This window comes from Nitrososphaerota archaeon (genome assembly GCA_027887005.1).
GTDB lineage: Archaea > Thermoproteota > Nitrososphaeria > Nitrososphaerales > Gagatemarchaeaceae > UBA183.
This window is the reverse complement of the sequence record JAPCJI010000004.1, coordinates 18,903-33,588: the sequence shown is the minus strand read 5'-3', so window position 1 is coordinate 33,588 and position 14,686 is coordinate 18,903. Positions and strand designations below refer to the sequence as shown.

General features: G+C 59.3%; 13 protein-coding genes. 4 read left to right on the top strand and 9 right to left on the bottom strand.

What is annotated here, in order from left to right:
* Positions 1-3 precede the first annotated feature (3 nt).
* The 3 genes from OK438_04670 to OK438_04660 form a co-directional block, all read right to left on the bottom strand.
* A complete protein-coding gene (locus OK438_04670) occupies positions 4-600 on the bottom strand; it encodes an ECF transporter S component (protein MDA4124730.1) in 597 nt (198 codons plus the stop codon).
* Between the two features lie 34 nt (positions 601-634).
* On the bottom strand, positions 635-2,248 hold the full coding sequence (locus OK438_04665; protein ID MDA4124729.1) for an energy-coupling factor ABC transporter ATP-binding protein: 1,614 nt from the start codon (positions 2,246-2,248) through the stop codon (positions 635-637).
* Positions 2,249-2,361: 113 nt separating this feature from the next.
* A complete protein-coding gene (locus OK438_04660) occupies positions 2,362-3,678 on the bottom strand; it encodes an FAD-binding oxidoreductase (GenBank protein ID MDA4124728.1) in 1,317 nt (438 codons plus the stop codon).
* A 210-nt stretch (positions 3,679-3,888) separates the two neighbouring features.
* On the opposite strand from OK438_04660, the gene OK438_04655 reads away from it, so the two are divergent.
* Together OK438_04655 and OK438_04650 are read left to right on the top strand one after the other, a co-directional pair.
* A complete protein-coding gene (locus OK438_04655) occupies positions 3,889-4,308 on the top strand; it encodes a methyltransferase domain-containing protein (protein ID MDA4124727.1) in 420 nt (139 codons plus the stop codon).
* Positions 4,309-4,550: 242 nt separating this feature from the next.
* Positions 4,551-6,449 (top strand): ABC transporter substrate-binding protein, encoded by a 1,899-nt coding sequence (locus OK438_04650; protein MDA4124726.1) that lies wholly within the window; start codon positions 4,551-4,553, stop codon positions 6,447-6,449.
* Here the strand turns inward: OK438_04650 and OK438_04645 are convergent.
* Entirely contained in the window at positions 6,446-7,429 is a 984-nt protein-coding gene (locus OK438_04645) for a P1 family peptidase (GenBank protein MDA4124725.1), read from the bottom strand. The genes OK438_04650 and OK438_04645 overlap by 4 nt on opposite strands.
* 135 nt (positions 7,430-7,564) lie before the next feature.
* On the opposite strand from OK438_04645, the gene OK438_04640 reads away from it, so the two are divergent.
* A complete protein-coding gene (locus OK438_04640) occupies positions 7,565-8,596 on the top strand; it encodes an ABC transporter permease (protein MDA4124724.1) in 1,032 nt (343 codons plus the stop codon).
* Positions 8,593-9,516: an ABC transporter permease gene (locus OK438_04635; GenBank protein ID MDA4124723.1), complete on the top strand. Its 924-nt coding sequence runs from the start codon at positions 8,593-8,595 to the stop codon at positions 9,514-9,516. The genes OK438_04640 and OK438_04635 overlap by 4 nt, the downstream gene beginning before the upstream one ends.
* Here the strand turns inward: OK438_04635 and OK438_04630 are convergent.
* The 5 genes from OK438_04630 to OK438_04610 form a co-directional block, all read right to left on the bottom strand.
* The gene (locus OK438_04630) at positions 9,513-10,850 is read right to left on the bottom strand and encodes a glutamate-1-semialdehyde 2,1-aminomutase (GenBank protein MDA4124722.1); all 1,338 of its coding nucleotides are present in this window, start codon (positions 10,848-10,850) and stop codon (positions 9,513-9,515) included. The two genes, OK438_04635 and OK438_04630, sit on opposite strands and share 4 nt — an antisense overlap.
* Entirely contained in the window at positions 10,850-11,032 is a 183-nt protein-coding gene (locus OK438_04625; GenBank protein MDA4124721.1) for a hypothetical protein, read from the bottom strand. The genes OK438_04630 and OK438_04625 overlap by 1 nt, the downstream gene beginning before the upstream one ends.
* A gap of 126 nt (positions 11,033-11,158) precedes the next feature.
* The gene (locus OK438_04620; protein ID MDA4124720.1) at positions 11,159-12,130 is read right to left on the bottom strand and encodes an ABC transporter ATP-binding protein; all 972 of its coding nucleotides are present in this window, start codon (positions 12,128-12,130) and stop codon (positions 11,159-11,161) included.
* Positions 12,112-13,149, bottom strand: a complete 1,038-nt coding sequence (locus OK438_04615; protein ID MDA4124719.1) for an ABC transporter ATP-binding protein — start codon at positions 13,147-13,149, stop codon at positions 12,112-12,114. The genes OK438_04620 and OK438_04615 overlap by 19 nt, the downstream gene beginning before the upstream one ends.
* A gap of 157 nt (positions 13,150-13,306) precedes the next feature.
* Positions 13,307-14,674 carry an aspartate aminotransferase family protein gene (locus OK438_04610; protein MDA4124718.1) on the bottom strand — a complete coding sequence of 456 codons (1,368 nt, stop codon included), beginning with the start codon at positions 14,672-14,674 and terminating at the stop codon, positions 13,307-13,309.
* Positions 14,675-14,686: the final 12 nt, after the last annotated feature.

The following is a 14,686-nucleotide window of genomic DNA, read 5'->3' as shown; positions in this document are numbered from 1 at the left end:
TCGCTACATTCTTCTTGCCCGGCCCTTCGTGGCCGAGACGTAGGCGTAGACGATGATGGGTGCGAGGATGGCTCCGTTGATTGCGTCGGTCACCGCGGCCGGAATGAATTCGGCTATGGCCGCGTCGGTGGTGCTCAGCCCTATCTGGAAGACGAGGTCGGTGAGCGCTGCGAACCCGATGCCTATGATCGACCCCACGATGGCCAGCGTCACCGTGGTGCCCAGGCCCTTTGCCTTCGCCCAGTCGGTCCTCTTGACCATATAGTACCCGGCGGCAGGGATGAGGCCGATGAGGCCGTTTCCGATGTCCCAGTTCCAGAAGAAGCCTCCGAAGGATATCTGGTCCGAAATGACGTTGCCGAGGAATCCGGAGAAGAATCCCGCGATGGGCCCGAAGAGGAAACCGAAGACGATCGGGATGGCCACCGTAGGCCTGACGGCGACCAGGTAGATTCCTGGGATCTGGAACACGTTGAAGGGGATCGTAAGGGCGGCATACAGGGCGATTCCGACTGCTATGGCGACCAGGTTCTTTGTCGAGAAGAGAGATTCTTTGGGGGTTGTTTGCGACGTAGGAGCTTGAGTTTCGGGGTTAGTCAAGCGACCACTAATCTCCCAATGTGATGTATTAAGCCTAGTCCTTTCCCTGCCTCTGGGGACCCGAAGCGAGCTCGACGAGCTCTCTCGTCCTGAGGACCCTCTCGCCGCCCGTGTACTTCCTCGACTGGGCCATCAAAGAAGTCTCCCGGATGGCAGCCTCATCGGTCACGTCTCTTTGTGCCAGAAGCTTCGTGGTCGGGCCATCTGCGATGACCCTTCCCTCATGGAGTATGATCGAACGGTCGGTGTAGTCTATTGCCAGGTCGGGGTCGTGGGTGATTATGATGAAGGACTTGACGCGTTCCAGCGAGGCGACGAAGTCCATGAACCGGGTGTAGCTCCGATAGTCTTGACCGGCGGTCGGCTCGTCCAAGATGATGCAGCTCGGCTGCATCGTCAGAACCGAGGCGACGCAGATCCTCTTCTTCTCCCCAAAGCTAGACGCGAAAGGCGAACCGTCAAGGAGATGTTCGATCCCGCACTCCTTCGCAACCACAGGCACTAGGGCATTAACCTCCTCGGGGGGCAGGCCGATGTTCATGGGCCCGAAACCGAGCTCGCTCCGGACCGTCTTGGAGAACAGCATCGAAAAAGGACTCTGGAAGACGATCGCCACCGACCTGGCTATCTCAGAGATAATGGCTTCCCGTGTGTCCTTTCCTCTTACCAGGACCCTTCCCGCCGTGGGTTTCAGCAGGCCGCAGACCGTGAGAGCCAGTGTGGACTTGCCGGCCCCGTTGTTGCCGAGAATCGCTATCCTCTCGCCTTCCTTGATCGTCAGCGAGGCATCGTCAAGCACCCTTCGGCCCTGGGAGTATTCAACGGCGACGTTCTCGCAGACGATCAGGTCGTCCGCCTTCGGTTGCTCGCGTGGGAGGGAAGCAGGCAGGAGCCTCTTCGGGCTGGCTTCGACGTAGTCCGCCGGCACCTTCAGGACGTCGGCGAAGTCGATCAGGCACCTTGGGTCTGTGCTATCCACCAGCAGGCTTCCGTTTCCGATGACCATGATCCTTGACGGGTTGGCCTTCAGGACCTCCTCCGTCCTGTGCTCGGACACGATGATGGTCTTCCCCTGGGCGCGAAGATGTTTGAAGACGTCCTGCATCAGCCGCACTCCGTTCGAATCAAGGTTCGCCAGCGGTTCGTCGAAGAGGACGATGCTTGTCTCCATTGCCGCGATATCGGCTATGGCTAGCCGCTGTTTCTCTCCCCCTGAGAGCGCATATGTGAAACGGTTGCGGAGCTCGATTATCCCGAGCGCGGCGAGGCTTTCTTGGACGCGCCTCTGAATCTCCGGCCGCGGGAGGGCCAGGTTGGACGGACCAAAGGATACTTCGTCCTCCACGATCGAAGAGACTATCTGCTTCTCGACTTCCTGGAGGACCGTGCCGACGTGAAGCGAAAGCCCTAGGAACTTGGAATTGGAGACCGGTTCGCCCGCGACGACAACCCTGCCAGAGTATTTCCCCACGTAGCGATGGGGAATCAGCCCATTGATGCACTTCAGGAGAGTGGACTTCCCCGAACCGCTGGGGCCGGCAATGAGAACGAACTCCTGCTTTTCCAGCTTGAAGCTGACGTCCTTGAGGGCCTCGGTGGAACGGTTCTCATAGGTGAAGGACAGGTTTTCGATTTCAATCTCTGGCAAGAAGAATTGGATTGGTTTCGCGATCCAGTCTTCTTAAGGTTGAAGCTGTGAGATTGCCAAAGAATGCTCAGTTGGTCCCCGACGAGGAAGATGGGGCGTGGCCACCCTCGGATTCAGATGACCCATTCTTCCCTTTCAACCTGTCTCCTGTCAAACCCAATCCGTGAAACATCGTACGGTCTGTCGCCGTGTAGGAGAGCCTGCTCCTCACCACGATAGAGCGCGTCGACAATTCTTCCTAGGGAGTCTCCCTTCATAATCCCGCTGCCGCTGTCTCCCCCGACCACCAACAGGTTGTTCTCTATGAACGCGAAGGGAAGGTAGTCTATGGTGTTGTATGAGTACAATCCTGCCCACATCGCCCGTATCTTTGACTTCGCGAACGCGGGGAAGTATGCGGCCAGGACGGGTTTGATCCCCCGTTCGAAATAACTTGACTCGGCCTGGTATTGGTCGAGGTCGTGTTCTGGGACGTCGATGAACGCCCTGTTGACCTCGTCTTCGCACGCAATCCAAAGTCCGTTTTCCTCGCTCACAGGCTTGAAGTGGACCCCCGACTTCGGAAGTATGACAAGTGGTATTAGGCCGAGGGGGCTGAACCCCCTCGAATGCAGCAGCTGCTCGAGCTCGGGGCTGCCTGCGGCTGACACGCTGAACAGCTGTCTCTTCTTGGCCTTGACATGACCGTCGATGCCGACCGGCTCCAAGAGCTCGTTCCCCCAAGCGCCACAGGCGAGTACGACGCTCTCGGCAGTCAAGTCGCCACTGACCGCCCCACCCACCTGGACGCCCTTTACCTCGGAGTCTTGCCATACGAACGGCTCTCCTTCGATTCCCAGCTGCTTGGATGGGCCTACCAGGAGCCTTTCCACATTGGTGTTGAAGCCCAATTTGCCCCCCATCTGGACGAATTTCTCAGCGTAGAACCTGACGAGTTTGTCAGGGTCGAGACGACCGCACTTCGGCCCGAAGATTCCTGCCCGGACCTCTGGGAGTTCCATCAATGCTGCCTCTCCATCCGACTCGAACGATGGAACCATTCCAGGGAGAAGTTGGCGGAGCTCGTTCAGCTCGTACCTTCTGGTCTCGATCCCGTTCGAGGCCATGTTTGCCAGGAAGGGCTCGCTCAGATGGAGTTGGTCTTCGCTCATGAGCCAAAGATATCCAATCTGCTGAAGGCCTATGTCCGCCTTCGATTCGTTCTGAGCCTCCAAGTAGAAGTCGATGGAGGCATCCGCGAGTACCTGGTTGTCCGTCGAAGAGAACGTGTTCCTGAACATCGCGTTGCTTCTACCCGTGTTCCCCTGCCCAGGTGCACCAAACCTATCCAGCACCAGGACCTCCTTGCTTCGGTTGTTCCGCTTGATGTGGTACGCAGATGCCATTCCCATTATGCCCGCCCCGACAACAATCACGTCGTAGGAGGCCAAGGATCTTCTGGCAGGGGTCGGTTCTCACTTAATTGTTTGGGCATCGGACTCTGCAACACTGGGAAATTAGGTAATTGGGAACGGGGTTGCCGCGATGACACTCGACACGAGCCTTACCACTCCGGAGGCTTATCTAATACGAGAAATCATTCTGCAGGAATGAACTACACCGAACCATAAATCCCCACTCCCGAAGACGTCATACCGAAGATGCTCACCCTGGCGTCCGTAAAGCCTGACGAGATGGTGTTCGACCTAGGCTCGGGTGACGGCAGGATGCTGATAACCGCAGCGAGAGACTTTCAAGCCAGAGTGGTGGGAATAGAGACACGAAGGCGCCTTGTGAAAGAGTGCCGCAGGAAGGTGAGAGAGCTAGGACTGTCCCACCGAGTCACGATATCACGCCGTAGCTTCAAGAAGGTAAGCTTGAGGAAAGCCGACGTTCTCGCTCTGTATCTTTCGGGCTACACGCTGAATCTGATGGCCCCCAAGTTCCTGAAAGAGCTGAGGCCCGGGGCGAGAATAGTGAATTTCGATTACGAGATTCCCGGTTGGACACCTGCGCGTGAGATTGCGGTCACGCCTACGGGTTGGAAGAAGTCCCATCCGGTATACCTGTACGTGATGTGAATCCAACGAACATGTGTCGGACCTCTAGAGCCAGATCAAGTCAGTACCTAGTGCCCGAGTGCCCCCGATTGAAAATGACCTCTCCGCGGGGCGTTTGATGCCAGGGTGAAAATCGCCTTCCTTTGGTGGCGCCCGAAGGCGTCCACGCTTCCTGAGCAAACAGAAAGGAACGCCACGAGGTCGATGTGGCTGCGAGACGCCAGCAGACAATTCCTAAATAACCTCCGCGAGTCTCGAGCAGTGTGAGGAATCCCTCACCGAGGAGGGCCCTGAGCCGGGTTCTCTCGGTAGTCATCGTTGTTGTAATTCTTCTTGCCGCCGTCGCGGGCGCATATTACTTCTCGGCCGGAGGCCCCTCCAAGAGCACCACCTCGCAAACGACTGGCAGCACCTCGCTGACGAGCCAGACAACGGCGGCCAGAGACACCTTGGTGGTGGAAGAGGGGTCGCAGCCCGACTCCGCCGACCCTGCGGCCGACTTCACTACGGCTGGGAACGAGTTGACCTTCAACGTCTATCAGGGCCTGGTCGCTCCGAACCTGGAGAGCGTCTCCTCGTTCGTAGGTGTCCTAGCCAGCAACTGGACAGAGTCGTCCGGAGGGATGACCTGGACCTTCAGCCTGAGGCACGGGGTCACCTTCAGCAACGGCGACCAGTTCAACGCGTATGTGATGTGGTATTCCTTGTACAGGTCGCTGGTGATGAACCAGGTGTCTGCTTTCATCCTGGCCCAGAACTTCGGGAAGACGAATGGAGGCGGGCCGAACATCACCGACTCCGTCCTCAATTCCATGGAATACACCTCTCCCTCGGCCGCGAACCTGACGTTGATGGAGACGCCGGGCCAGTCCTTCCAGGTGATCAGTCAGTATGAGATCGCGCTCAATCTCGGCTACGGATACAACGGGAACGTGACGTACTCGGCGTTCCTGGTCACCCTCACGGCACCCATCGCCTTCGCCGTGGACCCCAAGGTCGTCCTTGCCCATGGTGGTGTTAGCGCCAATCAGCCGAACGCCTGGATGCAGACCAACGCAGTGGGCACGAGCTTCTATGAGCTGTCCTCCTGGGTCCAGGGACAGTCGGTGAAGCTGGTGAAGAGCCCGAACTACTGGGGCAACTCCCTGTCGTCTTCAGAGCTCAACTATGCGCTTTCACCGGCGATCCTCAACACAATAATCATCTACTACAAGCCGACGAGCTCCAGGATAGTCGACCTGAAGTCAGGGACGGCGCAGATGATAGGAGCGCCGGACATAACCGAAGCCGCCAACCTGAACGACCTGAAGCAGACGTCGGGCGTGAACGTGACGAACTACCCGATTCAGTACGGCTCAGCCCTTTCGTCCTACTTCGTGTTCATGAACCCCTTCACCGTCCCGGCGTTCAAGAACATCCTTGTGAGGCAAGCCGTCGCCTCGGCCATAGATTACAAGGGCATAATATCGAATGTCTTCAAAGGCCTCGCCCAGCAGTGGGTCGGCCCAGTCCCGCCTGGCTATCCCCTCTACAATGAGACGACCAGCGGGATAACGCCGTACACCTTCAACGCCACGCGCGCCGCCCAGCTGCTCGCCCAGGCGGGCTACGTCTCAAAGCTCCCCAGCGGCGTGACCCTCAACCCGACCGGGACCGTCTTCCCCACCCTGAACTTCGTCTATTCGGGGGAGTCCACCTCTGAGACCCAGGTGTCGGCGATAATCCAGTCCGAACTGCAGGCGATTGGGATCAACACGAACCTGGTCTCCCTCCCCTTCGCGCAGTACACTTCCTTCCTGTTCAGCACGTCTGGGTCGAACAGCACAGGCGGCTTCGGTATCAGCTACTGGTCGGAGGATTACCCCGCCAGCCAGGACTACGTCACCGGGATCGCAGGTAGCAATTACACAGGAGCCCCCACGACCGACGCAAACGTCTCGAGCTTTTCAGCAGCCGCAGACTCTGCTACAGACAGCGGGACGATCCTCCAGGCGTTCAGGAACGTGACGACGACCATGTACAACGGCTACACGGACGTGTGGCTCTATGTGCCCGTGTTCATCGCAGTCAACGACAATAGTGTAGTCGGCATGGTCCCCAACCTGGATGGCCCGTGCGCCGGATACTTCATGTACTACAACACCGTCCACTTTTCTTCCTAGCGCCCTCGTACCGAGGGGACCCCGGCGAGGGACCTGGCGGCCAACACCGCCCTGATGACCGATTCTTGGACTACGACCGAGGCCATGTGACCAACCAGGGCGAGCTTCTCGTGGTCTATCTTCCGTGCCTTGACTTCTCCGGTAGATACGCAGAAGAGGGCGTCGCCGTCCGTGGGAGTGTGGACGGGCCTGATACACCGGGCCAAGCCGTCGTGGGCCATCTCCGCGACCTTGGCAGTTGCTTCGTGGGACAGCTCGAGGTTGGTGACCACGGCCCCTATGGTCGTCGCCTTCGTTCGGCTGGTGTGCCCCTCGGTCGGGGGATTCGCCGCCAACTCCTCCACTTCGAAGAAGGGTCCTCTGTTGCCCCGCCTTCGTGTCCCGGCGATGGTCGTCCCCCGCCCATCGAAAACGTTCCCCACGGCGTTGGTCACTATCAGTGCACCGACGAGTGTGCCGTCCGCGAGGCGAACGACGCTGCTTCCTACTCCTCCCTTCATCGCGTGCCCGACTCCTTTCAGTTTCCCTACGGTCGCCCCCAGGCCGGCCCCCTCGTTTCCCTCCCTGACCGGGTCGGAAATGGCGCTCGCGCAGGCCTGGTATCCCAGAGCTTCGTAATCCACCTTCTCCACCCCCCTGGCCAGGTCCATGTCGTAGATGTTCGCACCGACGACGCCGGGGAGCCGGCCCTCTGCTCTGGCGGAAGCAAGACGCCTCTCCAGCAGGAACTTCTGGATTCCGAAGGCGCATTTGAGCCCGAAGACGTCTCCCCCGGTTAGGAAGATCGCCTGTTTGCGGTAGTAGGTCTTGGTCAGTCCGACCGACTCCGTGTCGAACGTGCCGGGCCATCCACCCCTCGCATCGAACGCGGTCGTGCCGGGGGCGTCCAGCAGAAGGACGGTGCAACCAGTCAGCTCCGCCCTGCTGACGGCCTGCCCCACCCTCACTCCTGGGATGCGGGTCACCGTCGTGTTTTCCATCGGGCGTAGACGGCCCTGCTGGCTTGATAACCTATTTGACCGACCTCGCGAGTCCTCGGTCGAATCCGATAGGCCCTACGCGATGTGATTCACGTTTATCTTATGGCGCCTGCGCCCTAGCGGCAGTACACAGCAGTGCTCCTAAGAGAATTCCTCCGCTTTCTGGCCAAGAGGACTGTGGGGGCGATAGCCATCATGCTCGGCGTCGTGGTGACGGTCTTCCTAATCTCGCACGTCCTGAACCCTGACCCGGCTCACCTGTGGGCCGGCGCCAGGGCCCTCCCCTCGCAGGTCGAGGCAGTCCGCATAAGGTATCATCTGAACGAGCCGCTTCCTTCTCAGCTCTACTATTTCATAACCGACATCTTCAGCGGGAACTTCGGCGCAGACCCCGTGACGGGCCAGTCAATCGCTTCCGAAATCTGGTTTTACGGCCCGAACACGCTCGAACTGGTCCTTGCGTCGCTCGTCATCACCGTAGTCATCGGAGTTGGCCTGGGATATGTGGCCGCCATGCGGTTCTCCACGAAGCTGGACTCCCTGATTCGCATCACCTACCTGACCACCTGGGCGACCCCCTACTACCTGGGTGCGATAGGGGCGATCCTTCTCTTCTCCGAGTACATTCCCATCCTGCCTTCAGGAGGGATGTATTCCCTGACGCTGACCCCGCCGAACCCGGTCACCGGGGTCTTCGTGCTGGACTCTTTGCTGGCGCTGAACTTTCCGGCGATGGCTTCTGGGCTGCAGCACCTAATTCTCCCCGCTACGGTTCTAGCGATGCTCGATTTTGGCATCATCACCAGGGTGACGCGCTCCTCGATGCTCGACGTACGGTGGTCCGTTCACGTGAAGAGCGCAAGGGCCCGGGGCGTGCCAGAAGGCGAGGTGAACAGGCGCCACGTGCTCAGGAATGGCCTGATAGACGCGAACACGGTCAGCGCCCTGATGTTCGGTTGGCTCCTCTCTGGGACGGTCATTATCGAGGAGATCTTCGCGTGGCCTGGCATCGGGAACTTCGCCTACAGAGCGATATTGACGAGCGACTACCCCGCCCTTGTCCCAATCACCATATTCTTCGCCTTCGGCGTCGTCATCGCGAACTTCATCGCAGACGTTGTCTACTCCTTCCTCGACCCGAGGATCGCGCTGGGGGAGGCCAGTTGAGGGCGAGTTCGAGGGCGTCCACAGTCAGGAGGCTCCTCTTTCCGAACAAGTTGTCTTCGGCAGGGAGCATCCTTGTGATGGTCTTCGTCGTGCTCGCGGTATCCTACTGGGCGACGGGCGGAGCGATCGCCCCCTACAACCCGTCAACGCCCAATCTGGGAGCTTCGAACCTCCCCCCGAATTTGGTCCACCCGTTCGGCACTGACTTCCTCGGGCGTGACATCTTCTCAAGGGTCCTGGCCGCCCTCCCGACAGACCTCAGCATCGCGATTTTCGTCGTCATCCTTTCCGCCCTGATCGGGATCGTTCTTGGCACCGTGGCAGGATACGTGGGCGGCCTGGTGGAGGAAGTGATAATGCGCCTCTCTGACCTCTTCCTTGCGTTTCCTGGTCTCATAATGGCGCTGGCAGTCGCGGCCACGCTCGGGTCGAGCCTGCTGAACGCAGCCATCTCCCTGACCTTCGTCTGGTGGCCCTCCTACGTGAGATTGGTCCGGGGCGGGGTCCTGGCAATCAAGGCCGAGGACTTCGTGGCGGCTTCGAAGGCGCTCAACTCGTCCTTCCCCTACATCCTGCGCAAAGGAATATTTCCCAACGTGCTCCCTTCGATCCTTGTTTACGCCTCGCTCGACGTGGGGACCGCGCTGCTCAGCCTCTCCGCCCTGGGGTACCTTGGAGTCGGGATCCCGGCCGGCGCGCCTGAACTCGGCAACATGGTCTCCTCCATAGGCTACAACCTCTTCACGTACCCGTGGGAGGCGCTCCTCCCGTCCTTCGTCGTCCTGCTGATCGTCGCTGGGTTCAGTCTGTTTGGGGATGGGATCAGAGAGGCAGGGGACGTAAAGATCCAGTCGCACACCGTCATCAAACGAAGGCTACTTGGGGACAGGGTCGGGAGCCAGACGGAGGCCGCTCCCTAGTCGAACTGACTGTGGACTTCCCTGAAGGCTTCGCCGGAGATCTCGATGATCCTGTCGATGTCTTCGTCGGTGTGGGCCGTGGAGATGCATATCCTTTCGAAGGGGTCGGGATGTATGTAGACCCCCCTCTTCATCATCTCCTCGTGGAACGCCTTGAACCTCTCGTCGTTGGTCAGGAGCGCCTCCCGGTAGTTCGTTATCTCCTTGAGGCGGGTGAAGAAGACCTGGAAGACGGCTCCTACTCCCTGGACGATGACGTCCTGGTTCGCGGCGCGGGCCTGGTCATTGAGGCCCTTCATCAGACGCCTCCCTCTCCGGTCCAACTCTGGATAGGCCGCTCCGCCGTTCTCAGATAGCAGATCAAGGTTGGCGCTGGCGCCTGCCAGGGTCAGCGAGTTGGCGTTGTAGGTTCCTCCGAAGAGTATCTTCCCGGGGGCGACGAGTTCCAGGATGTCCTTCCTGCCGGTTATCGCGGCGATTGGGACGCCACCCCCGAGGGCCTTGCCGAACACGGCAAGGTCGGCGTTCACTCCATAGAGCTCCTGGGCTCCCCCCTCGGCGATCCTGAAACCTGTCACCACTTCGTCGAAGATCAGAAGCGCTTCGTACTTCTCCGCGATCTCCTTCAACTGCTTGAGGTAGTCCCTCTGGGGCAGGATTACGCCGCAGTTTGCCAGGATCGGCTCAGTGATGATCGCTGCGATGTCGTTCCTGTATCGTTTGATAATCTTCTCGAGCGTCTGAGGGTTGTTCCACGGGGCCACCGCCACGGTCCTTGAAATCTCCTCAGGGATTCCCGGGTCGTAGGGAACGATGTAGGGCCGGATCTCCAAGCCTGGTTCAGAGGGTTCGACGCTGAACATGACGTAGTCGTGCTGGCCGTGGTAGGCGCCCTCGAACTTCACGATCCTGTCCTTGCCAGTGACTGCCCTTGCCATCCTGATGGCGTGCATCGTGGCCTCCGTCCCAGAATTGCAGAAGAGCGCCATCTGAGCGTTCGGAACCATGCCGGTAACTTTCTTCGCCATCTCGAATTCCATTTCAGTGGGCGTCCCGGAAATCATCAAAGACTCGGCCTGGGACTTCAGCGCTTCGACGATGCGCGGGTGGCAGTGGCCGTTGATGAGGACCCCGAAGGCCATGAGCAGGTCGGTGTATTCGTTGCCGTCGGCATCCCACATATGGGAGCCCTTCGCCCTCTCGATGTAGATTGGGCTCGGCGAAAACCCCACCACTCTGATCAGGGATGACGAACCAGAGGGGATGACCTTCCTCGCCTCTGCGTGCAGGGCCTCCGACCTTGTGGTCTTCCTGACCACTTCGTTCTGAAGCATTATGCGCTCCCCTTGCGCTTGTTCCGAGGCTTCTTGTCCCGTCTGGAAATTACCTTCAGGTTGCAGAGGACGAAGAAACCTTCCTTGATTCCGAAGATTTCCCGGACCTCGTCAGGTATGGTAATCCGGCCCCCCTGTATCACTTCCGCGATGAAAGGTATTTCTTGGATGCTTTCTGCCAATCTATGTCATCTCTATACACTGGGTGGAGTATAACAGTTATTTACGTATTTCCCATACAATTAAGTACGAATTCTGGGCTGCGAGTTCAAGACCGGATGGTTCCGGCTCTGGGCAGAGGAGCTGGGTCAGGGGTTTTCGTAGAGGAAGCATGCGGCGGACCGGTCTTCTCCCACCGGGAACATTGGAGGCCGGCTCGTGCAGCGCGCGAAGACATCGGGACAGGCCCTCGAGTAGATGCAGCCCGTTGCCGAAGGCCCGGGGTCGGGGATGGAATCCTGCTTGGGGGCTCTTTTCAGGCTGATTATGTTCGCCATCAGTTTCTGGGTGTAGGGGTGCTTGGGCTCGGTGACCAAGCCACGGGTCCTGCCGAGCTCCACCAGCTTCCCGTAGTACAGGATCCCTAGGGAGTCGCTGACGTATTTCATCACGTTGATGTCGTGGGTGATGAAAAGGAACGCGAGCCCGAGCTCAGACTTCAGACGTCTGAGGGTGTTGAGGACCTGAGCCTGGACGGAGACGTCTAGGGAGCTGGTCGGCTCGTCGAGGATGAGCAGTTTCTTCGGGACGACCAGGGCCCTGGCAAGGCTCACCCTCTGCTTTTCGCCCCCGCTCAATTCTTTCGGATAGGAGTCGAGGGCGCTCTTTCTGAGCCCCACCATGTCGGGCATTGCTTCGACGTGCTCTTCGAACTCCGCAGAGGGGATGCTCTTCCCGGCGACCAGCGCTTCCCTGATGACCTCCCTGACTTTCAGCCGCGAGTTAAGGGAGCCGACGGGGTCCTGGAACACTATTCCTACGCTCCTCCGCAGTTTGGCTACGTCGCTCTTCCTGTGGAAATCTATCTTCTCCCCGAGGAGCTTCACAGTCCCCGAGGCCGGCCTGTGCAGGCCCACCAGGACGCGCGCGATCGTGGATTTCCCCGAGCCCGTCTCTCCGACGAGTCCGAAGGTCTCCCCCTCGGCAATGCTGAAGGATACGCCGTCGACCGCAACGACTCTCTTGCTCCTTTCGAAGAGGCCCGAACCGCCCGACCGGGATCTGAAGCTGACCCTGAGGTCCTCCACTTCAAGCACGGGTGTCATTTTGAACTGAGCCAACAGGCGTCGAGCCTTCCCGGGCTGACCTCGATCAGAGGTGGTTCTTTCTGACGGCACACTTCCATCACGTGGACGCAGCGTGTGTTGAACTTGCATCCCTGGGGAAGGTGCCTCAGGTCTGGCGGCTCTCCTTTTGCCACCGGGAGCGGGGGGGATTCCTTGAACCCAGAGGGGACGGCCGCCAACAAGGTCTGAGTGTAGGGGTTCTGAGGAGTCTCGAGGACGTCGGAAGTCCGGCCCGCCTCCATCAGCCTCCCGGCGTACATGACGTAGACTCGGTCGCAGATCTGAGCGGCGACGGCCAAGTCGTGCGTAATCAGGATCATGGAGGTGCCCGTCTCGTGGTTGAGCTCCCTGAGCAGAGCGAGAATCCTGTTCTGGACATAGACGTCGAGGCCGGTCGTCACCTCGTCTAGGATGAGAAGCTTCGGCTTCTCGACCAGGGCCATGGCTATGGCAACTCTCTGTCTCATCCCTCCTGACAGCTCGTGTGGATACTTCTTCAGGACAGCCTCTGGCTGGTCGATTCTGAAGTCCTCGAGGATGCGGACCATGAGTTTGTGACGCCCCTCGTCATCAAGGGTCAGTTTCCCCAGATTGGACATCACCTTGATCGACTCTCCCAGTTGGGATTCGGTCTTGTAGACCGGGTTCAGGGCCGCAATCGACTCCTGGAAGACCATCCCTATTCCCGTCCCTCTGACCTTGGAGAGGCTGTCCTGGTCGAGCTTGGGCAGGTCGAGTCCTTCGAACAGCACGGAACCCCTGACCAGCTCCGACGGGGGCGAATCCAGCAGGCCGATGATTGCGAGTCCGAGCGTCGATTTTCCGGATCCGCTCTCCCCGACGATTCCCACGACCTCGCCCTTGTCCACGTGAAGGGTGATATCTTCGAGTACTCTCAGTCGGCCGGAGCGCGTGTTGAGGTCGATGGTAAGGCCCTCGACGAGCAGGTAAGGCTCCCCGATTGCGGCTTCGATTGGGTGCGTTGGAGCGGAGACAGGTTGGTTGGGACTCACCTAGGACGACTCCCCGAGTCTCCCTGCGAGGATTTCATGGCGGGCATCCCGCTGGGATCAAGGTTGGCCTTTGCGCCCTTCAGCCGAGGCAAGCAGATTTCGTCGAAACCACTTCTCTTCATTTAAGCGTGTCGACAGTCGCTCCGGACTCTGGAGGTCAGAGCGCCTCGACCATCGGCATCCGCAGCTGAATGTTCCGTAGCGACGCGGCGACCTCCTTGAAAGTCTCGAGGTGCCGGACTACGTCTTCGCTGGTATGCTGTACCGAGACGGTCCATTGTTCGTCCTGGCCTGTCGCCTCGGGTATTACTCCTCTGTTCATCATGGCTATGAAATACGTCCACCATTGTCCGATGTTGCACCTCAGGAAGTCCCGCCAGTTCTTGACCTCCTTGTCGGTGAACAGTACGGCCCCGCTCAGACCCAGCCATTGGACCTTAGCCTCCAGCCTATGGTCCTGAATAATATCCTGGTATCCTCCCGCTAGCTCCTCCCCGAGTCTCGAAGCCCGGTGGAGGGCGGATTTCGTCATGACCTTGGACAAAGTGACCATGGCCGCGGTCACAGAAAGCGGGTTCGCGTTGAAAGTACCTGCGTGAGCAAGGACCCCAGGGACGATGGATTCCATTACGACCCTCTTGCCGCCGACGGCCGACAGAGGGAACCCCCCTGCGATTGCCTTTCCCATGACCATCAGGTCCGGCCTGACGCCGAACCGTCCTGAAGCGCCTCCGAAGAATTTCCCGCATGTCTTGACCTCGTCAAAGATCAAAAGTGCCCCCGTTTCGTCGCACAGCTTGCGCAACCCCTCGAGGAAGCCCGGCTGGGGAGGAATGAGGCCCATGTTCATGGGGACGGGCTCGAGAATGATTGCGGCCAGTTCTTGACGACTCCTGGCTGCTATTTCCTGGGCGGCCTCGAGGTCGTTGAAGGGCGCAACGAGAGTGCTCTCCACCAGATCCTGATTGAGGCCTGAAGACGAGGGGACCTGCTCTGGGTGCCTCGGATTCCCAGCCCTGCGCCTGGTGGGCTTTACGCTGACCAGGACCGCGTCGTGGGAACCATGGTAGCATCCTTCGAACTTCAGGATCTTCCTTCTTCCGGTGAAGGCCTTCGCCAACCTTACGGCGTGCATTGTTCCCTCCAGGCCAGTTGACGAGAACCTGACCATGTCCAGGCCGAACCTTAGTGAAATGAGCTTGCCCAGGTCGTAGGCCTCGTCGGTCTCGAACCCGAACAGGGTGCCGTTCTTCAACCTATGACCGATGGCTTCGACGAGCAAAGGGTGCGCGTGTCCGGTGACGAGCGCCCCGTACCCCATGTTGAAGTCGAGATACCGGTTGCCGTCAACGTCCCAGATCGAAGTCCCTCGTGCTCTGTTGCAGTAGATGGGGTAGGGATCATAGAACCTGTAGTTGCTGTGAACACCGTAGGGGGTAATCGTCTTGCTCCTGTTGGAGGCCCTTAGCGAGCGTCGGGTCCTACGTTCATACCTGATTCTTTCCTCGTCTGGGACCCCACGCAACGGGGGAAGAAA

Excerpts from the sequence above, each read along its gene's own strand:
- OK438_04630 (MDA4124722.1), bottom strand. The coding sequence starts at position 10,850 with ATGCTTCAGAACGAAGTGGTCAGGAAGACCACAAGGTCGGAGGCCCTG.
- OK438_04645 (MDA4124725.1), bottom strand. The coding sequence starts at position 7,429 with ATGGAAAACACGACGGTGACCCGCATCCCAGGAGTGAGGGTGGGGCAG.
- OK438_04655 (MDA4124727.1), top strand. The coding sequence starts at position 3,889 with ATGCTCACCCTGGCGTCCGTAAAGCCTGACGAGATGGTGTTCGACCTA.